The organism is Streptomyces sp. NPDC046379 (assembly GCF_055587785.1).
The window spans coordinates 316,354-340,349 of sequence record NZ_JBVJFP010000003.1; the positions used below are offsets into that span (position 1 = coordinate 316,354).

A 23,996-nucleotide genomic window follows, 5' to 3' on the forward strand; every position below is an offset into this window, starting at 1 on the left:
CGTACGCTCCTGAATATGGATATGCACACTGTGGTGGTGGGAACGTCCGGAGTCACCCCGTCCGACGTCCTCGCCGTGGCCCGTGCCGGCGCCCGTGTCGAACTCGCCGGCGAGGCGGTGTCCGCCCTCGCCGCGGCGCGCGGGATCGTCGACGCGCTGGCGGCCAAGCCCGACCCCGTCTACGGCGTCTCCACCGGCTTCGGCGCCCTGGCGACCCGGCACATCGGCCCGGAGCTGCGGACCCGGCTCCAGCGCAACATCGTCCGCTCGCACGCCGCCGGCATGGGACCGCGCGTCGAGCGGGAGGTCGTACGGGCCCTGATGTTCCTGCGGCTGAAGACCGTCTGCTCGGGGCGCACCGGCGTCCGCCCCGAGGTCGCGCAGACCATGGCCGACGTGCTGAACGCCGGCATCACCCCGGTCGTGCACGAGTACGGCTCCCTCGGCTGCTCCGGCGACCTGGCCCCGCTGTCCCACTGCGCGCTCACCCTCATGGGCGAGGGCGACGCCGAGGGTCCCGACGGCACCGTGCGCCCCGCCGCCGAACTCCTCGCCGAGCACGGCGTCGAACCCGTCGAGCTGCGTGAGAAGGAGGGCCTCGCCCTGCTCAACGGCACCGACGGCATGCTCGGCATGCTGCTCATGGCCCTCGCCGACCTGGACACCCTCTACAAGTCCGCCGACGTCACCGCCGCCCTCAGCCTGGAGGCGCTGCTCGGCACCGAGAAGGTCCTCGCCCCCGAGCTGCACGCCATCCGCCCGCACCCCGGCCAGGCCGACTCCGCCGCCAACATGCTCGCGGTGCTCCAGGGCTCCGGCCTCACCGGCCACCACCAGGACGACGCCCCCCGCGTGCAGGACGCCTACTCCGTGCGCTGCGCCCCCCAGGTCGCCGGCGCCGGGCGCGACACCCTCGCGCACGCCCGCCTGGTCGCCGAGCGCGAACTCGCCGCCGCCGTCGACAACCCCGTCGTCCTCCCCGACGGACGGGTCGAGTCCAACGGCAACTTCCACGGCGCTCCGGTCGCCTACGTCCTGGACTTCCTCGCCATCGCCGCCGCCGACCTCGCGTCCATCGCCGAGCGCCGCACCGACCGGCTGCTGGACAAGAACCGCAGCCACGGCCTGCCGCCGTTCCTCGCCGACGACGCCGGCGTCGACTCCGGGCTGATGATCGCCCAGTACACCCAGGCGGCGCTCGTCGGCGAGCTGAAGCGGCTCGCCGTACCGGCCTCCGCGGACTCCATCCCGTCGTCCGCGATGCAGGAGGACCACGTCTCCATGGGCTGGTCGGCCGCGCGCAAGCTGCGCACCGCCGTCGGCAACCTCGCCCGCGTCCTCGCGATCGAGCTGTACGCCGCCGCCCGCGCCGTCGAACTGCGCGAGGGCCTCACCCCCGCGCCTGCCACCCGCGCCGTCCTCGCCGCCGCCCGAGCGGCCGGGGTCGCCGGTCCCGGACCGGACCGCTTCCTCGCCCCCGACCTCGCGGCGGCCGAGGCCTTCGTCCGCGACGGCCGGCTGCTCGCGGCCGTGGAGACGGTCACCGGGCCGCTGCGCTGACGCGCCGACGGCCGCCGGGGACCGTCGCGCCGACCTTCCGATTCCTACGTCCGACGCGCCGACATGCGTCGGGACCACGGCCGGAGGCCGACATGCGTCGGGGCCCCGCCGGACAACCGGCGGGGCCCCGACGAAGCGTCACTTCAGCTTGCCCGCCTGGGCGTCGATCAGCGCCGCCGGGATGTCGTACTCCGCACCGGTCAGCATCGCGCCGATGTTCAGGGTGTAGTACGAGGCGATCGTGCTGCCGTGCCGCACGACCTCGCCCTGCAGCGTGGCCGTCTGGCCGCCGGTGTCCTCCATCTCACCGGTCACCGAGAACGCCACCGACTCGTCGCCGGTCCCCGAGGCCTGCTCCTCGCCGACCTTGGTGAACTTCTGCTCCTCGCCGCCCGATCCGGCCGTGAAGCCGCCCGCGCAGGCCGCGATCGCGTCGGAGACGGACTTCATCGTCTCCTCGGCACCGCCGCCGTCGTACGAGGACAGCGTCACGATGGTGACGTCCACGTTCATCGACTCGGCGAGCGCGTCCTCCGCCTCGCCCGACGTCAGGTCCTCCAGGGACTTGGAGGCGGTGTCGGTGGGCGACTTCTCCGCGGTGGCCATGGTGTTGGTCTCCGCCGCGGCGTCGCCCGGGGCGACGCCGCTCATCACGTAGACCAGTGGCTTGCACTTGTCCTCGCCCGTGATGGCGCTCTTGTCCGACGGGAACTCCGACTCGTCGACCGCGCCGAACTTGTATCCGTCCACATCGCCCTGGGCGACGATCAGCTTCTTCAACTCGGCCGCGGTGTACGCCTTCGCGGCGGCCGACTCTCCCGTACCGGAGGACTCGGAGGACTTGGAGTCGTCCTTGGACCCGCTCTCCGAGCAACCCGTGATGAGGACGAGCGACAGAGCGCCCACGGCGGCCGTGGCGCACAGCCGCGCCCTCGATGATCTCTTCATGGGCGGACTATGCGGTTCGGGTCAACGGCCAGTCAAGCCGGGGCAGTCAACCGGTCATCAGAACCCAAGACGTTCGCGGCGCACCGAATACACCACGAATCCGGCGCCCATTGCCAGGCAGAAGGTGCCGCCGACGACGTACGGAGTGCTGTCGAAACTGCCGGTGTCCGCGAGCCGCGGGCCGGTCGCGGTGTCCGCGGCCGCGGCCGTGACGGCCCTCGCCTGCGTCGTCGAGACCGTCGCGGGCAGCCGCTCTCTCGCCGGGTCCTCCACCGTCGCCTTGGCGGACGGGACGAACCACAGGGCGCCCAGCAGGGTGCCCGCGACGGTGGCGGTCAGCAGCGGACGGCGAGCGGATGACACGGAATATCGATCCCCTTGTGATGCTGGCGAATTGGCCGTGCGGACGATGCTAGTGAAAGGCGCGGGTCGCGGGAAAGTCACCGGAGGGAAGGGCCGTACGCTCCGGGCATGAGCACTCCAGAGACATCACGTTTTGTTCGCGTTCGCGTGGAACTCGTCCTCGAAGTGGAGGACGGCGACGCCCTGACCAAGGCGGCGCTGCGGCGGATCGCGGCCGACACCGACATGCCGGCCGCCGAGCGGGTCCACGCCGAGAACGCTGTGACGGAAGACACCGCGGAGGCCCTGGCCTATCTCGTGGACCCGTTCGACCTGGTCAGCGAGGTGCCCGGGATCGAACTCCAGCAGGCCTCGTGGAGCAGCGAGCCGGTGGACTACGACCCGGATTCGCCCGAGTGGGACGTCGACGGGGATGATGGGGAGGACGGGTACGACGACTACGGCGTGGACGACGAGGACGGCGGGAGCGACGCGGGCGGCACGACGCGCACCGGCTGACCGTCCTGGGGAATTCCCGGCCCCGGGCGGCAACCGCCACCCGGGGTTTCCTCGTCTCACACGGCGCACGGACCGACCACCCGCACCGCGCCCGCTCTGCCGGCGGACGTGGTGTGCCCCACAGGAACAGGGAATGGGGAACGGGACGAACCGGTCGTAGCGTTGAAGCTCGTTGAGGGGACCTCCTTGAGTCCTCGACGGGGACTCTCGGGGTATTGGGGAATCGGCAACGATGGAGAAGCGTGTGATGACGGACAGTAAGCGGCGCAGGGGCCTGACGGTCGCGTCCGCACTGCTCGGCGGTGTACTGGTGCTCACGGGATGCTCGAGCGGCGAGGACGCCTCGGCCGCCGACGACGCCGGCAACGAGAGTTCGCAGGCCCAGGTCGACGAGGCCGCGGCGAAGAAGACCTCCGAGGCCCAGATCAAGATCACGCCGAAGGACGGCTCCTCCAACGCCTCGATCAACAACTCCGCGAGCGTCATGGTGAGCAAGGGCACGCTCACCAGCGTCAAGATGACCACCACCGACGGCACGGCCGTCGAGGGCGAGATATCCGCGGACGGGACGAGCTGGAAGCCGAGCGCCCAGCTGGAGCGCTCCACCACCTACAAGCTCGCGGTGACGGCCGAGGACTCCGAGGGCCGCAAGGCGCACGAGAACGCCTCCTTCACCACGGTCTCCCCGGACAACAGCTTCATCGGCACCTTCACCCCGGACGACGGCACCACCGTCGGCGTCGGCATGCCCGTGTCGATCAACTTCGACAAGGCGATCACCAACAAGGCGGCCGTCCAGAAGGGCATCACGGTCACCACCACCAGCGGCCAGGAAGTCGCCTGCCACTGGTTCAACGCCAACCGCATGGACTGCCGCCCCGAGGAGTACTGGCAGGAGGGCGCCACCGTCACGCTGAAGCTGGCGCTCGACGGCGTCGAGGGCGCCGAGGGCGTCTACGGCGTCCAGCAGAAGTCGGTCTCCTTCACCATCGGCCGCAACCAGGTCACCTACGTCGACGCGAAGACCAAGCAGATGAAGGTCACGCAGGACGGCAAGGTCGTCAAGACCATCCCGATCTCGGCCGGCTCGCCCGAGAACAAGACGTACGAAGGCCAGATGGTGATCTCCGAGAAGTTCAAGGAGACCCGGATGAACGGCGCGACCGTCGGCTTCACCGACGACGACGGCCAGGGCGAGTACGACATCAAGGACGTGCCGCACGCCATGCGCCTGACCACCTCCGGCACCTTCGTGCACGGCAACTACTGGGGCGCCGACTCCATCTTCGGCAACGTCAACACCAGCCACGGCTGCATCGGTCTGAACGACACCAAGGGCGCCAACGACCCGAAGACCGAGGGCGCCTGGTTCTACGACAACTCGATCATCGGTGACGTCCTGATCGTGCAGAACACCGGCGACAAGACCGTCGCGCCGGACAACGGCCTCAACGGCTGGAACATGAGCTGGGAGCAGTGGAAGGCGGGCTCCGCCGTCTGACGGCTCCTCACCTTCCCCTCTTCGTCGCACCGGTGCCGCCTCTCGCAGGCGGCACCGGTGTTCGCGTAGGGGGTCCCGGCGCTCCCGGGACGGACGCCGGGCTTCTCATCCCCCTCTTATGGCGGGCTTACCGCTTCATCACGCGCCGTACCTAGCTTGCGGCGCATGTTCTTCACCTATCTGAGGCGCGAACTGCGCCGCCGCAGAAGGGCGGCGCTCGTCGTCGCCTCCGGTCTCGCGCTGGGCATCGCCCTGGTCATCGTGGTCACCTCCGTGTCCTCCGGCATGGGCAGGGCGCAGGACAAGGTCCTCCAGTCGCTGTACGGCCTCGGCACCGACATGACCGTCACCAAGGCCGCCGCGCAGGACGACGCCGGGGCCGAGCGGCAGAGGTTCCGGTTCGACGCGCAGGACGGCGACTTGGAGGAGGAGCAGAGCAGCGACCGCGTGATGGTGCAGGGCTTCCAGACCCTGAGCGCCTCGACCGTCGGCAAGGTCGCCCGCCAGGAGGGCGTCTCGGCCGCGGTCGGCGGGCTGAGCCTCCAGGTCGTCAAGGTCAGCGGGCAGTTCACCCGCGGCCAGTTGCGGCAGGCGCCCGGCCAGGACGGCGGTGAGGGCGGCGGGCCCACCGACCAGGTGCAGCCGCAGGGGCGGGTCGAGGGCGGCGGCGCCGACTTCGACGTCGACAGCTACTCCCTGTTCGGCACGGACGTCACCCGGCCGGAACTGGGCCCGCTGACCTCCTCGAAGATCACCAGCGGGCGGGCGTTCACCACCGCCGACGCCGACGCGAAGGTCGTCGTCGCCGACTCGGCCTACGCCAAGGAGAAGAACCTCGAAACCGGGTCCACGGTCACCGTCAAGGGCACGAAGTACGAGATCGTCGGCATCGCCACCGCCGACAGCGGCGACGCGGCGGCCAATCTCTACATCCCGCTGAAGCAGGCGCAGACCCTCGCCGACGCGGCGGACGAGGTCACCACGATCTACGTCAAGGCCACCGACTCCCAGCGGATCGACGCGGTCAAGTCGGCCATCCGGAAGAACGTCTCCGGTACCACCGTGACGACCTCCGCCGACCTCGCCGACACCGTCTCCGGCTCCCTGTCCACCGCGTCCGACCTCGCGGCCGGCGTCGGCAGGTGGCTGTCCCTCGTCGTCCTCGTCGCGGCCTTCCTGGTCGCGGGACTGCTCACGTCCTCCGCCGTGTCCCGGCGCGTGCGCGAGTTCGGCACGCTGAAGGCGCTGGGCTGGCGCTCGGGCCGGGTGACCCGGCAGGTCGTCGGCGAGGCCGTGGTCAACGGGCTGGTCGGCGGCGTCCTCGGCATCGCGCTGGGCCTGGCGGGCGCGTACGCCGTCACCGCGGCGAGCCCCACGCTGCAGGCCGAACTCGGGGCGGCGTCCGGCGCGGGTCCCGGCGGCGGTGGACCGGGCATCGGCGGCCCCGCCCGCGAGGCGGCCTCGCGCACCCTCGACGTCGCCCTGACCGCCCCGGTCGGCCTCACCACCGTCGCCCTCGCGGTCGGCCTCGCCGTGGCCGGCGGCCTGGTCGCCGGCGCGTTCGGCGGCTGGCGGGCCTCCCGACTGCGCCCGGCGGACGCGCTGCGGCGGGTGGAGTAGGCGCTGCCTGGTGCCTGGTGCCTGGTGCCCGGTGCCCGGGTGCCTGCCGCTTGCCGCAGCTGCTGCCCGCGTCGGCGTCCCGGTGCCGTCCGGTCCCACCCGGCCCCTCCCGGCCCAGCACCCCGACACACCCGCCAACCTGCCGATTCACCCCAGGAGCTGACCCCATGTACGAACTCAGAAGCGTCACCAAGCGCTACACCCGCGGCAAGGAGAGCGTCGACGCGCTCGCCGGCGTCGACCTGACCATCGCCGACGGCGACCGGCTGGTCATCCAGGGACCCACCGGCGGCGGCAAGTCCACGCTGCTGCAGATGCTCGGCGGGCTCGACCGGCCCACCTCCGGTGAGGTCGTGCTCGACGGCGTCGACCTCGCGGGGCTGTCCGAGGCGCGGCTGACCCGCGTGCGCAGCGAGACCATCGGCTTCGTCTTCCAGTCCTTCAACCTGATCCCGACGCTGACCGCGCAGGAGAACGTCGAGACGGCCCTCGTACCGCTCGGCGTGAAGACGCGGGAGCGGCGCGAACGAGCCGCCGAGGCGCTGGAGTCGGTCGGTCTCGGGGAGCGGCTCGGGCATCTGCCGGGCGAGATGTCCGGCGGCCAGCAGCAGCGCGTCGCCATCGCCCGCGCGCTGGTGAAGCGGCCCAAGGTGCTCCTCGCCGACGAACCCACCGGAAACCTCGACGAGTCCATGCGCGACGAGATCATGGACGTCCTGGAGCGGATGTGGACGGAGCTGGGGCTGACGTTCGTCATGGTCACCCACGACTCCGTCATCGCCCGCAAGGCCCCGAGGGTGGCGACGATCAGGAAGGGCTCTATCACGGTCAGGGAGAACGCCGCCACGTAACAGACCGGTCCGAAATGGTCATTTATGGCCGATCGTGACCTTGAGGAGGTTGATCACCCCCCGGCATACTTCGAGCTTCCGGGGGGTGCACGCACGCGCGTGCGCGAGGCCCCCCGGCCGGGCGAACGGGGAATTCGCCCGGTACCTCAATTCCAGGGGGAGTTTTGCGCAGACAACTGAAAAAGGCCGGCGCGGCCACCGTTGCCACGGCCGCCGCCGTCGCCCTCGCCGCGGGCCTGACCAGCCCGGCGTCGGCGGAACCCGAGCAGCGCGAACCGCGCGCCGGCGCCGCGAGCCCCGCGGCGCACCACCGCATCACCCTGATCACCGGCGACCGCGTCACCGTGGACGCCGACGGACGGGTCGTCGGCCTCCAGCGGGGCGAGGGGCGCGCGCACATACCCGTGCAGATCCGCACGTATCAGGGGCACACCCTGGTCATACCCGCCGACGCGGCCCGGCTGATCGCCGCCGGCACACTGGACCGCCGGCTCTTCGACGTCACCGAGCTGAACAAGGCGGCGAGCCGCGCCTCGCAGCGCGACGGCCTGAAGGTCATCGTCGGCTACCAGGGCGCCGCCCGGGCCGCGAAGGCCGAGGTCCGTGACGCGGGCGCCCTCCGGCAGAGCCTGGAGACCCTCAACGCGGACGCCGTGCAGACCCGGCAGCAGGACGCCGACGAACTGTGGGACGCCCTCACCGACGGCGACCGCACGGCCTCCGGCATCGCGCACGTCTGGCTCGACGGCGTCCGCCGGGCCACCCTCGACACCTCCGTCGGACAGATCGGCGCCCCCAAGGCGTGGGAGGCCGGCTACGACGGCACGGGCGTCAAGATCGCCGTCCTCGACACCGGCGTCGACGCCACCCACCCGGACCTCAAGGGCCAGGTGACCGCGTCGAAGAACTTCAGCACCGCCGCCGACGCCCACGACAGGTTCGGGCACGGCACGCACGTCGCGTCGATCGCGGCCGGCACCGGCGCGAAGTCCGGCGGCACGTACAAGGGCGTGGCGCCCGGCGCCGACATCCTCAACGGCAAGGTCCTCGACGACAACGGCTACGGCGACGACTCCGGCATCCTCGCCGGCATCGAGTGGGCCGCCGAACAGGGCGCCGACGTCGTCAACCTCAGCCTCGGCGGCCAGGACACCCCGGACACCGACCCGCTGGAGGCGGCCGTCGACCGGCTCTCCGCCGACAAGGGCATCCTCTTCGCCGTCGCGGCCGGCAACTCCGGCCCCGAGACGGTCGGTTCGCCCGGCTCCGCGAACTCCGCCCTCACCGTCGGCGCCGTCGACGGCAAGGACGCGCTGGCGGGCTTCTCCAGCACCGGCCCCCGCCTCGGCGACGGCGCGATCAAGCCGGACGTCACCGCACCCGGCGTCGACATCACCGCCGCCTCCGCCAAGGGCAGCGTCATCGCCCAGGAGGAGGGCGAGAAGCCGGCCGGCTACGTCACCATCTCCGGCACCTCCATGGCCACCCCGCACGTCGCGGGCGCCGCGGCCCTGCTCAAGCAGCAGCACCCGGAGTGGACCTACGCCGAGATCAAGGGCGCGCTGGCCGGCTCCGCCAAGGGCGGCGCCCACACGCCGTTCGAGCAGGGCGCGGGCCGCGTCCAGGTCGGCAAGGCCATCGGCCAGACCGTCATCGCCGACCCGGTGTCCGTCAGCTTCGGCGTGCAGGAGTGGCCGCACAGCGACGACACCCCGGTCACCAAGCAACTGACGTACCGCAACCTGGGCACGCAGGACGTCGAGCTGACCCTGTCCGCCACCGCCACCGGCCCCGACGGCCGGCCCGCCCCGGCCGGCTTCTTCACCCTCGGCGCGACCGAGGTGACGGTCCCGGCGGGCGGCAGCGCCTCCGTCGACGTCACCGCCGACACCCGGCTGGGCGGCACGGCCGACGGCGCCTACTCCGCGTACGTGACCGCGAAGGGCGGCGGCCAGACCGTCCGCACGGCCGCCGCGGTGCAGCGCGAGGTGGAGTCGTACGACGTCACCGTCAAGCACATCGGCCGTGACGGGCAGCCGAGCGCCGACTACCTCACCGACCTGATCGGCCACTCCGGCCTCGCCGAGGGCCGCTCCTACTCCGTGCCCGCCACCGCGTCCGGCGCGCCCACCCTGCGCCTGCCGAAGGGCACGTACCTGCTGGACACCTGGATCGTGAAGGACTTCGAGGAGTTCGAGGGCGGCGTCGACTGGCTGGTCGCGCCCAAGCTGAACGTCACGAAGGACACCACGGTCACCCTCGACGCCCGCACGACCAAGGCGGCGGACATCACCGTGCCCGACACGGCCGCCAAGCCGTACTCCGCGTCGATCAGTTACCTGTACGACCCGGCCGGCATGGGCATCGGTCTCGGCCTCGGCACCTTCGCCGACCTGCGCGTCGCCCACGTCGGCCCCGAGGTCACCGGCCTGACCCAGACCTGGGGCGGCCAGTGGACCAAGGGCTCCAAGGCCGAGTACAGCGTGGCCACCAGCACCAAGGTGACGAAGCTCAAGGGCGACAAGGTCCGCCACTTCAAGAAGAGCGAGCTGGCCACCGTCAAGAACAACCTCGGCGCCCCCGCGCCCGGCAAGACCGGTGGCTTCACCCCCTGGGCCCTGTTCCCCGGGGACGTCTTCATCGGCAGCACGAGCGAGCAGAAGCTGCCCGGCGCGCGCACCGTGTACGTCTCCACCGGCGACCGGGCGCAGTGGGTGTTCGACTTCGAGCAGTACGGCGGCAGGGACGCCGACGGGCGGCCCATCCCGGAGGCGTACTACACGTTCAACCACTTCCGCACCTACCAGGGCGGCAGGTCGTACACGAACCACTGGAACAAGGCGGTCTTCGGCCCGCACCTCAACGCCGACTACGGCGTCTTCCGCGAGGGCAACGAGATCTCCGGCATCATCCCGTTGTTCGCGGACAGCTCGGGGCACTTCGGCGTGTCCCTGTTCACCTCGGTGAACACCACCCTGTACCGCAACGGCGTCAAGGTCGGCGCCCACGACGACCCGCTGCTCGGCGAGCAGAGCTTCAAGGTCCCCTCTGCCGACGCCCAGTACAAGCTGACCACCTCGGTCAAGCGGTCCTCCCGGGTCGCGCAGGCGTCCAGCCGGATCGACGCGCAGTGGACGTTCCGGTCGAAGAAGCCCTCCGGCGACTTCGCCCAGCTGCCCGTCTCGTCGGTCCGCTTCAAGGCCAACACCACCCTGGACAGCCGCGTCACCGCAGGCCGCACGGCCACGGTCCCGCTCGCCGTCCAGGGCGCGGCGGCCGGCGGCAACCTCAAGTCGCTGTCCGTCTGGGCGTCGTACGACGGCAAGACCTGGAAGAAGCTGACCGTCAAGAACGGCAAGGTGACCGTCAAGAACCCCGCCAAGGGCAAGGCGATCTCCTACCGCGCCAAGATCGTCGACAAGAAGGGCAACCTGTCCGCCCTGACGATCTACAACGCGTACTACGGCAAGTGAGCGTCAAGTAACGCACCCGGCAGGACGGGGGTGGTGCGCCGCAGCCGGCGCACCACCCCTTCCTGTTCTTCACGCCGGCGGCAGCGTGCTCGCGTCCCCCGCCCGGGTGGCGTCCGCGCCCCAGCTCGCCAGCAGCCGCAGCGCCTCCGCGCCCGCGGAGCCCGGCTCGGCGTGGTAGATCACCAGCGACTGCTCGGCGTCGTCCGCCAGCCGGAACGACTCGTAGCGCAGCGCCAGCTCGCCCACCAGCGGATGCCGCAGATGCTTCGTCCCGTGACTCTTCTCCTTGACGTCATGGGTCGCCCACAGCCGCCGGAACTCCTCGCTCTTCACCGACAGCTCGCCCACCAGCGCCGACAGCCGGGGATCGTCCGGATAGCAGCCGGCGTCCATCCGCAGCAGGCACACGATGTCGATCGCCTTCTGCTCCCACTCGACGTACAGATCCCGGTACTCCGGCCGCAGGAACACCAGCCGCGCCCAGTTCCGCTCCCGCTCCGGCATCCCGGCCCAGTCCCCGAACAGCGCCGCCGCCATCCGGTTCCACGCCAGGATGTCCGAGCGCCGGCCCACGATGTACGCGGGAACCCCGTCCAGCGAGTCCAGCAGCTGCCGCAGCGCCGGCCGCACCTGCTGCGCGCGCCCGCCCGGCTTCTTCTTGTGCTGCTTCGGCTTCGCCAGATGCGTCAGATGCGCGTGCTCCGCGTCGGTCAGCCGCAGCGCCCGCGCGATCGCGTCCAGCACCTCCGCCGACACGTTCCGGCCATTGCCCTGCTCCAGGCGCGTGTAGTACGCCACCGACACCCCGGCCAGCTGCGCCAGCTCCTCCCGGCGCAGCCCCGGCACCCTGCGGCGCCGCCCGAACTCCGGCAGCCCCACGTCCTGCGGTCGCAGCCGCGCCCGCCGGGTGCGCAGGAACTCGCTCAGCTCGGCGCGCCGGTCCAGACCCGCGCCGGTCCCGGCGCCGCCGGCGTCATCGTGCTGTTCGTCCATGCCTTCCAGTATTCACGGTCGTACGCACACGAGACTGACCCCGCCAGTGGTAGGCACCGGGGACGTACGCAGACCCGTGGTCTGGGTGAAGCCGCGATTCTCGGGCAGGCTGGACGCCGTGCCCGGCCGAAAACAGCCGGGCGCCGTCCACACCCCTAGGAGAAGTCCCGGCATGACCACAGTCGCCGCATACGCCGCCCCCGCCGCGAAGGCTCCGCTGGAGCGCACCCTCATCGAGCGACGGGCGGTCGGCGAGCACGACGTACTGATCGACATCAAGTACGCCGGAATCTGCCACTCCGACATCCACCAGGCCCGCGAGGGCTGGGGCGAGGCCATCTTCCCGATGGTCCCCGGCCACGAGATCGCCGGTGTCGTCTCCGAGGTCGGCCCCGGCGTCACCCGGTTCTCCGTCGGCGACCGCGTCGGCGTCGGCTGCATGGTCGACTCCTGCCGCGAGTGCGAGAACTGCACGGCGGGCCTGGAGCAGTACTGCCTGAACGGCGCCGTCATGACCTACAACGGCATCGGCCGCGACGGCGAGCCCACCCACGGCGGCTACTCGCAGAAGATCGTCGTCGACGAGAACTACGTCGTCCGCATCCCCGAGGGCATCGCCCTCGACGAGGCCGCGCCGCTGCTGTGCGCCGGCATCACCCTGTACTCGCCGCTGAAGCACTGGAACGCCGGCCCCGGCAAGAAGGTCGCCATCGTCGGCATGGGCGGCCTCGGCCACATGGGCGTCAAGATTGCGCACGCGCTGGGCGCCGAGGTGACGGTGCTCTCGCAGTCCCTGCGCAAGAAGGAGGACGGCCTCAAGCTGGGCGCCGACCACTACTACGCCACCAGCGACCCGGCCACCTTCGAGCAGCTGGCGGGCACCTTCGACCTGATCGTCTCGACGGTCTCCGCCCCGCTGGACTTCGGCGCGTACCTGTCCCTGCTGAAGACGGACGGCGCCCTGGTCAACGTCGGCGCCCCCGAGGAGCCGATCTCCCTCAACCTCTTCTCGGTCATCGGCGGCCGCAAGACCCTGGCCGGCTCCAGCATCGGCGGCATCGCCGAGACCCAGGAGATGCTCGACTTCTGCGCGGAGCACGGCTTCGGCGCGGAGATCGAGGTCATCGGCGCCGACCGGATCAACGAGGCGTACGAGCGGGTCCTGGCGAGCGACGTCCGCTACCGCTTCGTCATCGACACCGCCACGATCTGACGCACCGCCCCGCACGCGGGCCCGCCGGAACCCCTTCCTCCGGCGGGCCCGCGGCGTACCGGGCGTTGCTCACCGGATGCGGCTCACCGGACGCGGCACACGGGCACGCGGCACACGGCGCGCGGCTCACTGGGCCGGCGCGACCCCGATCGGGCAGGACACGCCCGTGCCGCCGATCCCGCAGTATCCCGCCGGGTTCTTGTCCAGGTACTGCTGGTGGTACCCCTCGGCCGGGTAGAAGGGCCGGTCCGCCGCCGGGAGGATCTCCGTGGTGATCGTGCCGTAGCCCGAGGACGTCAGGACCTGCTGGTAGGACGCGCGGGACGCCTCCGCAGCCGCGGCCTGGGCGGGGGTGTGGGTGTAGACCGCCGAGCGGTACTGGGTGCCCACGTCGTTGCCCTGGCGGAAGCCCTGGGTGGGGTCGTGGGACTCCCACAACGTCTTCAGGAGGCGGTCGTACGAGATCACCTCGGGGTCGTACACCACGCGGACGACCTCCGTGTGGCCGGTCAGGCCCGAGCAGACCTCCTCGTACGTGGGGTGCTCGGTGTGGCCGCCCTGGTAGCCGACGAGCGTCGTCCACACCCCGGCCGGGAGCTGCCAGAACTTGCGCTCGGCGCCCCAGAAACAGCCCAGGCCGAAGTCGGCCGTCTCCAGGCCCTCCGGGTAGGGGCCGAGCAGCGGGTTGCCGAGGACCGTGTGGCGGTCGGGGACGGTGAAGGCCGGCTCGGGGCGGCCCGGCAGCGCCTGCTCCGGGGTGACAAGGGTGGGCGTACGGCCGAACAGCATGGTGTGGGCTCCTTCGTCTCGGGCGGCACAGGGAGAACGCCCCCCGGCCGCGGCGCATTCCGGCGTCAGTGCGGCAGGCTCGCCGGGCTGCCGCCGTTGGCCTCGTACCCCGCGACCGCCAGCGCCCGGTAGACCGCGAACTCCGCCGCCGGGTCCGGGGACAGCGTCCACGGCAGGGCGCCGACATGGCCGTCGATGTGTATCAGCTGGTGCATGGCCTCCGCCCAGCGCTCGGCCCGGACCAGGAAGAACACCAGCAGATGGCGGACGTGCGCCAGCATCGGGTCGTCGGGCCGGGCCGAGTGCACCGCGTGCAGCGCGCCGTGGATCGCCTTCGTCACGACCTCGCTCTGGTAGAAGCCGCGGACCAGGTTCACCTCGGGCAGGTGCTCGAAGACCGCGAACAGCGGCATCGCCGCCAGCAGCGAACCCTGCGGCGCGCGGGCCGCCGCGGCCTCCGCGAACTGGGTCGCCAGCTCCCGCGATCCGTGCCACTTCTCGCACCAGTAGTGCAGCGCGGCCAGATGCGCGCCCATGTGGTGCGGCGCCCGGTCGAGGATCTTCAGCCACAGCTGCTCGAACTCCGCGCGCGGATACGCGAGCCCGCGCGCCACCGACAGCTCGACGATGTACGGCACCGGGTCGCCGGGCGCCAGCAGAGCCGCCTCGCCGCACGCCGCCTTCGCCTCCTCCATGATGATCCGGAACTCGTCCGTCCCCGGCGTCGCCGTCCGCCACGCCTGCTGCACCAGGAACTCCGCGTGCACCGCCGCGCCGCCCGCGTCCTTGGGCGCCTCGGCGCGCCACACCCGCAGCCACTGCCCGCCCGGCGTCCCGTCGGCGCCGCCCGGCCGCTGGAGCAGCTCCAGCGAGGCCGCGCCCGCGAAGGCCTGCACCCGCTGCCAGCGCACCTCGCCCGCCGCGTCCGTGCCGGCCAGCAGCTGGGCGGCGGCCCGATGGTCCTGGGTGCGCTGCACCAGGTCCAGCACGTCCTCCAGGTCCCGATCGGGGCCGGGCATCCGGACGTCCAGCTCCTCCTGGAGCACGAAGCCGTAGTTCGCCGGGTCGGCGGCGTCCGGGTGGCCGGGGTGGACCAGCCCGACCGCGCCGCGCCTGCGCATGACGACGGGACCCAGCACGAAGCCGATCATGAGCAGGGCGAACACGACCCAGAGAATCTCCATGCCTCCAGCGTTCCAGACGCCGCCGACAATTGGCCAACCCGTCCCGCGACCTGTGGACAACTCCCAGGACCGAGACGACCGAGCGGACTGGGAAGACGAGCGGACTGAGAAGACCGAGCGGACTGAGCGGACTGAGCGGACCGAGAGGAGCGGGAGGCCCGAGAGGACCGACCCGACCCGACCGGGCCGGAGGAGCCCCGGACGCGCCGAAGGCGGCGGCCCGCTGTCGTCCCGTCCGTCACTCCCGTCGTGGGCGCACTACGCTCGGTTCCCATGAGCGACAGGCACATCAGTGAGCACTTCGAAACGCTCGCCATCCACGCGGGCAACACGGCCGACCCCCTGACCGGCGCGGTCGTACCGCCGATCTACCAGGTGTCCACCTACAAGCAGGACGGGGTGGGCGGCCTGCGCGGCGGCTACGAGTACAGCCGTAGCGCCAACCCGACCAGGACCGCCCTGGAGGAGAACCTCGCCGCCCTCGAGGGCGGCCGCCGCGGCCTCGCGTTCGCGTCCGGACTGGCGGCCGAGGACTGCCTGTTGCGCGCGCTGCTCAGCCCCGGCGACCACGTCGTCATCCCCAACGACGCCTACGGCGGCACCTTCCGCCTGTTCGCGAAGGTCGTCGCCCGCTGGGGCGTGGAGTGGTCGGTCGCCGACACCTCGGACCCCGCCGCCGTACGGGCGGCCGTCACCCCGAAGACCAAGGCCGTGTGGGTGGAGACCCCCTCCAACCCGCTGCTCGGCATCACCGACATCGCCGCCGTCGCCCAGGTCGCCCGGGACGCGGGCGCCCGGCTCGTCGTCGACAACACCTTCGCCACGCCGTACCTCCAGCAGCCCCTGTCGCTCGGCGCGGACGTCGTGGTCCACTCGCTCACCAAGTACATGGGCGGGCACTCCGACGTCGTCGGCGGTGCGCTGGTCGTCGCCGACGAGGCACTCGGCGAGGAGCTGGCCTACCACCAGAACGCCATGGGCGCGGTCGCCGGTCCCTTCGACTCCTGGCTGGTGCTGCGCGGCGCCAAGACGCTCGCCGTGCGCATGGACCGGCACAGCGAGAACGCCGGCCGGATCGCCGAGATGCTCACCCGGCACGCGCGCGTGACGCGGGTTCTCTACCCCGGCCTTCCCGACCACCCCGGTCACGAGGTCGCCGCCAAGCAGATGCGGGCCTTCGGCGGGATGGTCTCCTTCCGCGTCGAGGGCGGCGAGGAGGCGGCCGTCGAGGTCTGCAACCGCGCGAAGGTGTTCACCCTCGGCGAGTCCCTCGGCGGCGTCGAGTCGCTGATCGAGCACCCCGGCCGGATGACGCACGCCTCCGCGGCCGGTTCGGCCCTGGAGGTCCCCGGCGACCTCGTACGCCTGTCCGTGGGCATCGAGAACGTGGACGACCTGCTGGCGGACCTCCAGCAGGCGCTCGGCTGAGAAGCCCTGGAGGGACCCGGCTCAGCGGTCCGTGAGCGGTGGCGGAGTCGTCCGTGACGGCGGCTCCGCCCAGGGCTCCACGGCGAGCGCCCACACCGTGAACGCCACGGCCGCGGCCAACAGCAGCAGCCATCCCGTCCGGCGGGCCAGCCTTCGGCGCCGCAGCAGCCGCTCGCCGTGGCGCACGGCCTCGGCGTGCAGGTCCGGCGGCACCGGCGGCGGGGTCTGCGCCATGATGCGGTGCACGGCCGCCTCCCGGTCCGCCCGGTTCATCGCGCGCCCCGGCTCACGACGCCCACCGCTCTCCCCTCGCCCTTGGTGGCCGCCGGGCCGCGCGGCGGGTGCAGCAGCGTCGCCATGGCCCGGTCGCACAGCGTGTCGACGTGCTCCGGGGGCAGACCCAGCAGTGCCGCCGTCTGCTCCTGCGCGACGCCCTCGAACAGCCGGAGCACCAGAACCAGACGCTCCCGCGGCGTCAGATGCGCCAGCGTGCTGCCGGGATGCGGACGGGCCCGGCCCAGAGGGCCGTACCGGTGCCACGCCTGATGGGCGAACCGGGTGGCCAGGTGCTCGCGGGTGCGGACGTACGGGTCCTCGCCCCGCAGCCGGTCCCAGCAGGCGTACGTCTGGGCGAGGGCGGTCGTCAGCAGCCGCCGCGCACGGGGGTTGTCCTCCGGCGCCTCGGCCGTGAGCAGCGTCGCCGTGTGCAGCAGCCGGCCGCCCGCGCCCGCGACGAACGCCCGGAACTCCCGCGCCCGGCGGGCTTCCCGCGACGCGTGTCGAACCGCCACCCTGCCTCCCCCTGAAGGCCGAACCCGCGTACGACCACGGGGCCGGGTCTCATCTGAGGCCAGGGGTCGCCTTTCGGTCAAGAGCCGCGCACGGCCCACCGCGCCCCTCGACCGACCGCCGGCGCGGCGTGGCAGGTCAGGACGGGGACTGTGCCTCGGGGCCGGGGACGCCGTGGGCGGCCATGCGCGCGGAGAGGGCGTGATTGAAGCGGGTGAGCAGTGTGCAGAACGCCTCCCGCTCCTCGGGCGCCCAGTCCTGCGTCAGCTCCGCCATCAGCCGGCGGCGGGACGAGCGCACTTCCTCCAGCCGCGACGCCCCGCGCGGGGACAGCTGGAGCACCACCGCGCGCCCGTCCTCCGGGTGCGAGGTCCGCTTGACGAGTCCCGTGTCGACGAGCGGCGCCACCTGGCGGGTGACCGTGGAGGAGTCGATGCCCATGCTCGCGGCGAGCGCCTTGACGCCCATCGGCCCTTCGTTGTCGAGCCGGTTGAGCAGCAGGTACGCGGCACGGTCCATGGAGTTGCGCACCTGACCGACCCCGCCGAGCCGGGTCTGTTCGGCGCGGCGGGCGAAGACCGCCACCTCGTGCTGCAGCGCGTCGAGAAGACCGGTGTCACCGACGGTCGGCGTGTCCATCGACATGTCAGGTGTTGTGGGCATGGCCGGAGGCTCACTTCATGCTGGGTGCTGGTTGGGGGACAGGGTACGCGGCCGGACGCCGGGCCGTACCGGCGCTGCGCAAACCCGTCCCGCGGGTTGGTCGCGAAGGCCGTCGGGGCGTGCGTGCTGCGAGACTTGGGTCATGAACCACCGCGAGGCCGCCCCTCTGTCCCCGGTCACCCTGGACGACGTGCGCGGCGCGCAGAAGATGCTCGCCGGCGTCTCCCGTGTCACCGCGATGGAGGGCAGCAGGTATCTGACCCGGGTGGTGGGCGCCCCGGTGCACCTCAAGTGCGAGAACCTCCAGCGGACGGGGTCGTTCAAGCTGCGCGGGGCGTATGTGCGGATCGCCGGGCTGCTGCCGGAGCAGCGGGCGGCCGGGGTGGTCGCGGCGAGCGCCGGCAACCACGCGCAGGGCGTGGCCCTGGCGTCGTCGCTGCTCGGCGTGCGGTCGACGGTGTTCATGCCGAAGGGCGCCCCGCTGCCGAAGATCAGCGCGACGCGCGACTACGGCGCCGAGGTGCGGATGCACGGGCAGGTGGTGGACGAGACGCTGGCCGCCGCCGAGGAGTACGCCCGCGAGACGGGCGCGGTGTTCATCCATCCCTTCGACCACCCGGACATCATCGCGGGGCAGGGCACGGTCGGGCTGGAGATCCTGGAGCAGTGCCCGGAGGTGCGGACGATCGTCGTCGGCGTCGGCGGCGGAGGGCTCGCGGCCGGCATCGCGGTCGGGGTGAAGGCGGTGCGGCCGGACGTGCGGATCGTCGGCGTGCAGGCGGCGGGTTCGGCGGCGTATCCGCCCTCGCTGGCCGCCGGACGCCCCGTGTCGATCGAGAACCCGGCGACGATGGCCGACGGGATCCGGGTGGGGCGGCCCGGCGACGTGCCGTTCGCGATCGTCGGCGGCCTGGTGGACGAGGTGCGCACGGTCAGCGAGGACGAGCTGTCCACGGCGCTGCTGCTGTGCCTGGAGCGGGCGAAGCTGGTCGTGGAGCCGGCCGGGGCGAGCCCGGTCGCGGCGCTGCTGAGCGATCCGGGCGCCTTCGAGGGGCCGGTCGTGGCGGTGCTGTCCGGCGGCAACGTCGATCCGCTGCTGATGCAGCGGGTGCTGCGGCACGGCATGGCGGCGCAGGGCCGTTATCTGGCGGTACGGCTGCGGCTGACCGACCGGCCGGGCGCCCTCGCCACACTTCTGGGGGTGCTGTCGGCGGTCGACGCCAACGTCCTCGACGTGAGCCATGTGCGGACCGACCCGCGACTCGGTCTCGCGGAGGCGGAGGTGGAGCTGCACTTGGAGACGAAGGGGCCCGTGCACTGCGGCGAGGTCGGCGACGCGTTGCGCGAGGCGGGGTACACCGTCATCGCCTGACGGCGGCGGCGCCGGCCGGAGGCTCTCGCGCGGCGCGCCCGGCCTTCTTCGGGAATCCCGTTGAGAGACGCGATACATCGCGTTATGGTGCTCCCCGTGTCACCCATCGGGCGGAGCGAATCCGTCGAATCTACGCTTTCCGAAGAATCCCCGACGACGTGGAGACTCATATGCCAGGGGCCATTCATGCCGAAGGCCTGGTCAAGACCTTCGGTGACGTAAGAGCACTGGACGGCGTCGACCTCGACGTCCCCGAAGGCACGGTCCTCGGCCTGCTGGGACCCAACGGCGCCGGCAAGACGACGACGGTCCGCTGCCTGACGACGCTCCTGCGGCCCGACAGCGGCCGCGCGGTCGTCGCCGGCGTCGACGTGCTGCGCCATCCCGACCGCGTCCGGCGCTCCATAGGACTGTCCGGCCAGTTCGCCGCGGTCGACGAGTACCTGACCGGCCGGGAGAACCTCCAGATGGTCGGACAGCTGTACCAGATGAAGGCGAAGGCCGCGAAGGCCCGCGCCGCCGAGCTGCTCGACCAGTTCCACCTCACCGACGCCGCCGACCGGCCCGCCAAGACCTACTCCGGGGGCATGCGCCGCCGGCTCGACCTGGCGGCGGCCCTGGTCGTCTCGCCGCCCGTGATGTTCATGGACGAGCCGACCACCGGCCTCGACCCCCGCAACCGCCAGCAGCTGTGGGACGTCATCAAACAGCTGGTCTCCGGCGGCACCACCCTCCTGCTGACCACGCAGTACCTGGAGGAGGCCGACCACCTCGCCCACGACATCGCGGTCGTCGACCACGGCCGGGTGATCGCCCGCGGCACCTCCGACGAGCTCAAGGCCCGCACCGGCGGCGAGCGCGTCGAGGTCGTGGTGCACGAGCGCGGCCACATGGCCACCGCCGCCGAGGTGCTGAGCGGCTTCGGCAAGGGCGGCACCACCGTCGAGGAGCACACCCGCAAGCTCACCGTGCCCGTCACCGGCGGCGCCAAGCTGCTCGCCGAGGTCATCCGCGAGCTCGACGCCCGCGGCATCGAGATAGACGACATCGGCCTGCGCCGGCCGACCCTGGACGACGTCTTCCTCTCCCTGACCGGCCATGTCGCCGAGGTCGGGGCCGAGGACGACGCCGACGGGGCCGCCCCGGGCGGCGCCGGAAACCGCAAGCGCGGGAAGGAGACCGTGTAGTGAGCACCACGACCGTCGCCGACGCCGCGCCGGAGACAGCGCAACGCCATCCTCTGGGCCAGTCGGTCCGGGACTCCCTGGTCGTCGCCAAGCGCAATCTGATCCGGATGTCCCGCATCCCCGAGATGATCATTTTCGGCCTCTTCCAGCCGGTCATGTTCGTGGTGCTGTTCAGCTACGTGTTCGGCGGCTCCATGAACATCGGCGGCACCACCGACCCCGGCGTCTACCGCGAGTTCCTGATGGCCGGCATCTTCGCCCAGACCGTCACCTTCGCCACGGCCGGCGCGGGCGCGGGCATCGCCGAGGACATGCACAAGGGGCTCATCGACCGCTTCCGCTCGCTGCCCATGGCCCGCGGCGCGGTGCTGACCGGGCGCACCCTGGCCGACCTGGTGCAGACGGCGCTCACCCTGATGGTCCTCGCGATCGTCGCCCTCCTGGTCGGCTGGCGCACCCACACCAGCGCCGGTGAGGTGCTCGCCGCGTTCCTGCTGCTCCTGCTCATGGGGTACGCGTTCACCTGGATCGGCGCCCTGATCGGCCTGTCCGTGCGCACGCCCGAGGCGGCCACCTCCGGGGGCCTGGTCTGGCTCTTCCCGGTCACCTTCGTCTCGAACGCCTTCGTCGACTCCGACAAGATGACGCCGTGGCTGCGGCACATCGCCGAGTGGAACCCGTTCAGCGCCACGGTGCAGGCCTGCCGCGAGCTGTTCGGCAACCCGGGGGTGTCGACCTCGGACGCCTGGCCCATGGCCCACCCGGTCTGGGCGTCGCTGATCTACTCGGCCGTGATCATCGTCGTCTTCCGCACACTGGCGGTGCGCAAGTACCGCTCGGCGGCGGCGTAGCCCCGGCCCGCCACGGCCGCACGACGAGGCCCCGGCGTCCAGTCACTGAGCGACTGGACGCCGGGGCCCGGCCTGTCGGGGATGGTCAGCCGCTGTACGGCTCGGCCTTCAGGATCTTCACCGAGGCCTTCTTGCCGTTCGGCAGCTCGTACTCCGCGTCCTCGCCGACCTTGTGGCCGATCACGCCGGAACCCAGCGGGGACTGGGGGGAGTACGTCTCGATGTCGGCGCTCGCGTACTCGCGCGAGGCGAGCAGGAACGTCAGGGTGTCGTCCTCGTCACCGTCGAAGGCGATCGTCACGACCATGCCGGGGGCCACGGCGCCGTCCGTCGAGGTCGGGGCCTCGCCGACCTTGGCGTTCTCCAGGAGCTGGGTCAGCTGGCGCACACGGAGCTCCTGCTTGCCCTGCTCCTCCTTGGCCGCGTGGTACCCGCCGTTCTCACGCAGGTCGCCCTCCTCGCGCGCGGCCGCGATCTTGGCGGCGATCTCCGTGCGCGCAGGACCAGTAAGGTACTCAAGCTCGTCCTTGAGCTTGTTGTACGCCTCCTGGGTCAGCCAGGTGACGTTCTCGCTGGTCTGGGTCACAGGGTGCTCCTCGTCGGTACTGGGAATACAAAGCATCGCCCTACCCAAGAAGGATGTTCCTTCAGGAGTGGGCGAAACCACGAGCCTAACAATTCACGGGCGAAAGGGGGAGGACATAAGTCATCAACGTCACGTCGGCGCAGGTCAGCGCCCACGTATTCCGGATGACGGCGGTGCCGGCCGGGGTCCTCAGTCGGCGTGGCAGCCGAGCAGCTCGGCCGTCGTCCCGGGGGCCGTCGTGCGGAGCGTGACGGTCTCGGTGAGGCGGGTGGCGTCCCCGTCGAAGCGGAAGTCGGCGCGGCCCACCTCGGCGCCGTTCTCCGCCTGCGAGCGCACGGTGCAGTAGCCGGAGGCGCCGGCGTCCTTCTCGACGGCCAGCTCGACCTCGATCGAGTCCTCCGAGAGCCGGAAGCTGATCACCTCGGCGCTGATCCGGTTCTGGCCGACGTAGTGATAGGCGAAGTACCCGATCACGGCGAGGAACACGGCGCCCAGGACGGCGCCCAGGACCTTCAGGGTGCGGTCGGCGCGGTCGTCCGAGGCGCGGCCGTAACGGCCCGCGGGCGGTCGCGTGCTCGCCGTGCTCATGATCGTCCTCTCGGCCGGCGCGGGACCCGGCGCGGGGCCGGGTTGCGGACAGGAGTCCGGGGGCCGCCCCGGAATTATTCCGCCCCCGATTCGGTCACTATAGAAGCCTGCGACTGCGCCGCCGCACACAGGGCGCCTACCGACTTGAGGATTGAGTCTTGACTGACCAGCTGCGACTGATGGCCGTGCACGCCCACCCCGACGACGAGTCGAGCAAGGGCGCGGCCACCATGGCGAAGTACGTGTCCGAGGGGGTGGACGTGCTGGTGGTGACCTGCACCGGCGGGGAGCGCGGCTCCATCCTCAACCCGAAGCTCCAGGGCGACAAGTACATCGAGGGGCACATCCACGAGGTGCGCAAGAAGGAGATGGACGAGGCCCGGGAGATCCTGGGCGTCCGGCAGGAGTGGCTCGGCTTCGTCGACTCCGGCCTCCCGGAGGGCGACCCGCTGCCGCCGCTGCCCGAGGGGTGCTTCGCGCTGGAGGACGTCGACCACGCGGCGGGCGAGCTGGTGAGGCAGATCCGCTCGTTCCGCCCCCAGGTGATCACCACGTACGACGAGAACGGCGGTTACCCGCACCCCGACCACATCATGACCCACAAGATCACGATGGTGGCGTTCGAGGGCGCGGCGGACACCGAGAAGTACCCGGAGGACGAGTACGGCCCGGCGTACCAGCCGCTGAAGCTCTACTACAACCAGGGGTTCAACCGACCGCGCACCGAGGCGCTGCACCAGGCGCTGGTCGACCGCGGCATGGAGTCCCCCTACGGGGAGTGGCTCAAGCGCTGGGACGAGTCCGGGCACAAGGACCGCACGCTCACCACGCACGTGCCCTGCGCCGACTTCTTCGAGATCCGCGACAAGGCGCTGATCGCGCACGCCACGCAGATCGACCCCGACGGGGGCTGGTTCCGGGTGCCGCTGGAGCTCCAGAAGGAGGTCTGGCCGACGGAGGAGTACGAGCTGGCGAAGTCCCTCGTGGACACCTCCCTCCCCGAGGACGACCTCTTCGCCGGCATCCGGGACAATGGCTGACATGAGCGCAAGCGCGAGCCTGGCAATGACCCACTTCGTCACCCTCGCCAAGGAGGTCGACGAGGACAAGGTGACCCCCGGCGTCCTCGGCTTCATCGTCTTCGCGGTGATGGCCCTGGCGGTGTGGGGCCTGATGAAGTCGATGAACCGGCACATGAGCCGGGTCGACTTCCAGGAGGCCCCGGAGGGTCCGGAGGACGGGCGGACCGCCCAGGGCACCGGCGCCGTCCCGGCGCAGCCGAAGGCCCGCAAGGCGTGAGCTGACCGGCACGCGGGCTCGGCCGCCGGGCCGGCCCGGTCGATCGATCGCGTACGGGACCGCCGCCCGGCCCGCGCCCGCCCGGTTCCGGACGCCCGGGACCGGACGACCGGAGTACGGCCGTCCGGGGTTCCGCGTGTCCCCGCGCGGGGAACCGGTGCCGGGCCCGGGCCGGCCGGACCCGCCCCGGCCCGTCCGGCTTTCTCCCGCCCGCCCCGCGGGGCCGGAGGCGGCCCGGCC

General features: G+C 71.8%; 23 protein-coding genes. 13 read left to right on the top strand and 10 right to left on the bottom strand.

What is annotated here, in order from left to right; all coding sequences use genetic code 11:
* Nucleotides 1-21 precede the first annotated feature (21 nt).
* Nucleotides 22-1,560: a histidine ammonia-lyase gene (gene hutH / locus ACZ6KF_RS08345; RefSeq protein ID WP_469157570.1), complete on the top strand. Its 1,539-nt coding sequence runs from the start codon at nucleotides 22-24 to the stop codon at nucleotides 1,558-1,560.
* A gap of 138 nt (nucleotides 1,561-1,698) precedes the next feature.
* On the opposite strand, the gene ACZ6KF_RS08350 is transcribed toward hutH, so the two are convergent.
* Both ACZ6KF_RS08350 and ACZ6KF_RS08355 read right to left on the bottom strand, forming a co-directional pair.
* Entirely contained in the window at nucleotides 1,699-2,508 is an 810-nt protein-coding gene (locus ACZ6KF_RS08350) for a hypothetical protein (RefSeq protein ID WP_356634551.1), read from the bottom strand.
* A gap of 57 nt (nucleotides 2,509-2,565) precedes the next feature.
* Nucleotides 2,566-2,871: a hypothetical protein gene (locus tag ACZ6KF_RS08355; protein WP_356634549.1), complete on the bottom strand. Its 306-nt coding sequence runs from the start codon at nucleotides 2,869-2,871 to the stop codon at nucleotides 2,566-2,568.
* A 108-nt stretch (nucleotides 2,872-2,979) separates the two neighbouring features.
* Here ACZ6KF_RS08355 and ACZ6KF_RS08360 point away from each other — a divergent pair, with 108 nt between their 5' ends.
* From ACZ6KF_RS08360 to ACZ6KF_RS08380, 5 genes are all read left to right on the top strand, one after another.
* Nucleotides 2,980-3,369 (top strand): hypothetical protein, encoded by a 390-nt coding sequence (locus ACZ6KF_RS08360; RefSeq protein ID WP_356634547.1) that lies wholly within the window; start codon nucleotides 2,980-2,982, stop codon nucleotides 3,367-3,369.
* 247 nt (nucleotides 3,370-3,616) lie between these two features.
* A complete protein-coding gene (locus tag ACZ6KF_RS08365) occupies nucleotides 3,617-4,870 on the top strand; it encodes a L,D-transpeptidase (protein WP_356634545.1) in 1,254 nt (417 codons plus the stop codon).
* A 165-nt stretch (nucleotides 4,871-5,035) separates the two neighbouring features.
* Nucleotides 5,036-6,490, top strand: coding sequence for an ABC transporter permease (locus ACZ6KF_RS08370; RefSeq protein WP_469237767.1), 1,455 nt, complete (start codon nucleotides 5,036-5,038; stop codon nucleotides 6,488-6,490).
* 167 nt (nucleotides 6,491-6,657) lie between these two features.
* Nucleotides 6,658-7,341, top strand: a complete 684-nt coding sequence (locus tag ACZ6KF_RS08375; RefSeq protein ID WP_356634541.1) for an ABC transporter ATP-binding protein — start codon at nucleotides 6,658-6,660, stop codon at nucleotides 7,339-7,341.
* Between the two features lie 164 nt (nucleotides 7,342-7,505).
* Nucleotides 7,506-10,814 (top strand): S8 family peptidase, encoded by a 3,309-nt coding sequence (locus tag ACZ6KF_RS08380; RefSeq protein WP_469237769.1) that lies wholly within the window; start codon nucleotides 7,506-7,508, stop codon nucleotides 10,812-10,814.
* A gap of 69 nt (nucleotides 10,815-10,883) precedes the next feature.
* Here ACZ6KF_RS08380 and ACZ6KF_RS08385 read toward each other — a convergent pair whose 3' ends face one another.
* Nucleotides 10,884-11,807, bottom strand: coding sequence for a helix-turn-helix domain-containing protein (locus tag ACZ6KF_RS08385; protein ID WP_469237771.1), 924 nt, complete (start codon nucleotides 11,805-11,807; stop codon nucleotides 10,884-10,886).
* 172 nt (nucleotides 11,808-11,979) lie between these two features.
* Between ACZ6KF_RS08385 and ACZ6KF_RS08390 the strand changes: the two genes are divergently transcribed.
* Complete coding sequence (locus ACZ6KF_RS08390; protein ID WP_469176119.1) at nucleotides 11,980-13,020, top strand: NAD(P)-dependent alcohol dehydrogenase; 1,041 nt, start codon at nucleotides 11,980-11,982, stop codon at nucleotides 13,018-13,020.
* Between the two features lie 126 nt (nucleotides 13,021-13,146).
* Here ACZ6KF_RS08390 and msrA read toward each other — a convergent pair whose 3' ends face one another.
* Nucleotides 13,147-13,809, bottom strand: a complete 663-nt coding sequence (gene msrA / locus ACZ6KF_RS08395; protein WP_469237773.1) for a peptide-methionine (S)-S-oxide reductase MsrA — start codon at nucleotides 13,807-13,809, stop codon at nucleotides 13,147-13,149.
* Nucleotides 13,810-13,874: 65 nt separating this feature from the next.
* Nucleotides 13,875-14,993: a hypothetical protein gene (locus ACZ6KF_RS08400; RefSeq protein WP_469237775.1), complete on the bottom strand. Its 1,119-nt coding sequence runs from the start codon at nucleotides 14,991-14,993 to the stop codon at nucleotides 13,875-13,877.
* 273 nt (nucleotides 14,994-15,266) lie between these two features.
* On the opposite strand from ACZ6KF_RS08400, the gene ACZ6KF_RS08405 reads away from it, so the two are divergent.
* Nucleotides 15,267-16,421, top strand: a complete 1,155-nt coding sequence (locus ACZ6KF_RS08405) for a cystathionine gamma-synthase (RefSeq protein WP_469157453.1) — start codon at nucleotides 15,267-15,269, stop codon at nucleotides 16,419-16,421.
* Between the two features lie 21 nt (nucleotides 16,422-16,442).
* Here the strand turns inward: ACZ6KF_RS08405 and ACZ6KF_RS08410 are convergent, their stop codons facing one another.
* From ACZ6KF_RS08410 to ACZ6KF_RS08420, 3 genes are all read right to left on the bottom strand, one after another.
* Complete coding sequence (locus tag ACZ6KF_RS08410) at nucleotides 16,443-16,694, bottom strand: hypothetical protein (RefSeq protein WP_356634527.1); 252 nt, start codon at nucleotides 16,692-16,694, stop codon at nucleotides 16,443-16,445.
* Nucleotides 16,691-17,212 (bottom strand): sigma factor-like helix-turn-helix DNA-binding protein, encoded by a 522-nt coding sequence (locus ACZ6KF_RS08415; protein ID WP_469237777.1) that lies wholly within the window; start codon nucleotides 17,210-17,212, stop codon nucleotides 16,691-16,693. The genes ACZ6KF_RS08410 and ACZ6KF_RS08415 overlap by 4 nt, the downstream gene beginning before the upstream one ends.
* Nucleotides 17,213-17,348: 136 nt before the next feature.
* On the bottom strand, nucleotides 17,349-17,855 hold the full coding sequence (locus tag ACZ6KF_RS08420) for a MarR family winged helix-turn-helix transcriptional regulator (RefSeq protein WP_356634559.1): 507 nt from the start codon (nucleotides 17,853-17,855) through the stop codon (nucleotides 17,349-17,351).
* 160 nt (nucleotides 17,856-18,015) lie between these two features.
* Between ACZ6KF_RS08420 and ilvA the strand changes: the two genes are divergently transcribed.
* The 3 genes from ilvA to ACZ6KF_RS08435 all read left to right on the top strand — a co-directional run bounded on the left by ilvA (nucleotide 18,016) and on the right by ACZ6KF_RS08435 (nucleotide 21,283).
* Complete coding sequence (gene ilvA / locus ACZ6KF_RS08425) at nucleotides 18,016-19,245, top strand: threonine ammonia-lyase (protein ID WP_356634523.1); 1,230 nt, start codon at nucleotides 18,016-18,018, stop codon at nucleotides 19,243-19,245.
* 170 nt (nucleotides 19,246-19,415) lie between these two features.
* Nucleotides 19,416-20,432 (top strand): ATP-binding cassette domain-containing protein, encoded by a 1,017-nt coding sequence (locus tag ACZ6KF_RS08430; RefSeq protein WP_356634521.1) that lies wholly within the window; start codon nucleotides 19,416-19,418, stop codon nucleotides 20,430-20,432.
* Nucleotides 20,432-21,283, top strand: a complete 852-nt coding sequence (locus ACZ6KF_RS08435) for an ABC transporter permease (protein WP_356634519.1) — start codon at nucleotides 20,432-20,434, stop codon at nucleotides 21,281-21,283. The genes ACZ6KF_RS08430 and ACZ6KF_RS08435 overlap by 1 nt, the downstream gene beginning before the upstream one ends.
* An 85-nt stretch (nucleotides 21,284-21,368) precedes the next feature.
* Here ACZ6KF_RS08435 and greA read toward each other — a convergent pair whose 3' ends face one another.
* Both greA and ACZ6KF_RS08445 read right to left on the bottom strand, forming a co-directional pair.
* On the bottom strand, nucleotides 21,369-21,869 hold the full coding sequence (gene greA, locus ACZ6KF_RS08440) for a transcription elongation factor GreA (RefSeq protein ID WP_356634517.1): 501 nt from the start codon (nucleotides 21,867-21,869) through the stop codon (nucleotides 21,369-21,371).
* A gap of 189 nt (nucleotides 21,870-22,058) precedes the next feature.
* Nucleotides 22,059-22,457, bottom strand: coding sequence for a DUF4307 domain-containing protein (locus tag ACZ6KF_RS08445; protein ID WP_469157451.1), 399 nt, complete (start codon nucleotides 22,455-22,457; stop codon nucleotides 22,059-22,061).
* Nucleotides 22,458-22,636: 179 nt separating this feature from the next.
* Here ACZ6KF_RS08445 and mca point away from each other — a divergent pair, with 179 nt between their 5' ends.
* On the top strand, nucleotides 22,637-23,497 hold the full coding sequence (mca, locus tag ACZ6KF_RS08450) for a mycothiol conjugate amidase Mca (protein ID WP_469237884.1): 861 nt from the start codon (nucleotides 22,637-22,639) through the stop codon (nucleotides 23,495-23,497).
* Complete coding sequence (locus ACZ6KF_RS08455) at nucleotides 23,490-23,756, top strand: hypothetical protein (RefSeq protein WP_356634513.1); 267 nt, start codon at nucleotides 23,490-23,492, stop codon at nucleotides 23,754-23,756. Before mca ends, ACZ6KF_RS08455 begins: the two co-directional genes overlap by 8 nt.
* Nucleotides 23,757-23,996: the final 240 nt, after the last annotated feature.

Coding starts and splice junctions, on each gene's coding strand:
- hutH (WP_469157570.1), top strand. CDS start 22: ATGCACACTGTGGTGGTGGGAACGTCCGGAGTCACCCCGTCCGACGTC.
- ACZ6KF_RS08350 (WP_356634551.1), bottom strand. CDS start 2,508: ATGAAGAGATCATCGAGGGCGCGGCTGTGCGCCACGGCCGCCGTGGGC.
- ACZ6KF_RS08360 (WP_356634547.1), top strand. CDS start 2,980: ATGAGCACTCCAGAGACATCACGTTTTGTTCGCGTTCGCGTGGAACTC.
- ACZ6KF_RS08365 (WP_356634545.1), top strand. CDS start 3,617: ATGACGGACAGTAAGCGGCGCAGGGGCCTGACGGTCGCGTCCGCACTG.
- ACZ6KF_RS08370 (WP_469237767.1), top strand. CDS start 5,036: ATGTTCTTCACCTATCTGAGGCGCGAACTGCGCCGCCGCAGAAGGGCG.
- ACZ6KF_RS08375 (WP_356634541.1), top strand. CDS start 6,658: ATGTACGAACTCAGAAGCGTCACCAAGCGCTACACCCGCGGCAAGGAG.
- ACZ6KF_RS08385 (WP_469237771.1), bottom strand. CDS start 11,807: ATGGACGAACAGCACGATGACGCCGGCGGCGCCGGGACCGGCGCGGGT.
- ACZ6KF_RS08390 (WP_469176119.1), top strand. CDS start 11,980: ATGACCACAGTCGCCGCATACGCCGCCCCCGCCGCGAAGGCTCCGCTG.
- msrA (WP_469237773.1), bottom strand. CDS start 13,809: ATGCTGTTCGGCCGTACGCCCACCCTTGTCACCCCGGAGCAGGCGCTG.
- ACZ6KF_RS08400 (WP_469237775.1), bottom strand. CDS start 14,993: ATGGAGATTCTCTGGGTCGTGTTCGCCCTGCTCATGATCGGCTTCGTG.
- ACZ6KF_RS08405 (WP_469157453.1), top strand. CDS start 15,267: ATGAGCGACAGGCACATCAGTGAGCACTTCGAAACGCTCGCCATCCAC.
- ACZ6KF_RS08410 (WP_356634527.1), bottom strand. CDS start 16,694: ATGAACCGGGCGGACCGGGAGGCGGCCGTGCACCGCATCATGGCGCAG.
- ACZ6KF_RS08420 (WP_356634559.1), bottom strand. CDS start 17,855: ATGTCGATGGACACGCCGACCGTCGGTGACACCGGTCTTCTCGACGCG.
- ilvA (WP_356634523.1), top strand. CDS start 18,016: ATGAACCACCGCGAGGCCGCCCCTCTGTCCCCGGTCACCCTGGACGAC.
- ACZ6KF_RS08430 (WP_356634521.1), top strand. CDS start 19,416: ATGCCAGGGGCCATTCATGCCGAAGGCCTGGTCAAGACCTTCGGTGAC.
- ACZ6KF_RS08445 (WP_469157451.1), bottom strand. CDS start 22,457: ATGAGCACGGCGAGCACGCGACCGCCCGCGGGCCGTTACGGCCGCGCC.
- mca (WP_469237884.1), top strand. CDS start 22,637: ATGGCCGTGCACGCCCACCCCGACGACGAGTCGAGCAAGGGCGCGGCC.
- ACZ6KF_RS08455 (WP_356634513.1), top strand. CDS start 23,490: ATGGCTGACATGAGCGCAAGCGCGAGCCTGGCAATGACCCACTTCGTC.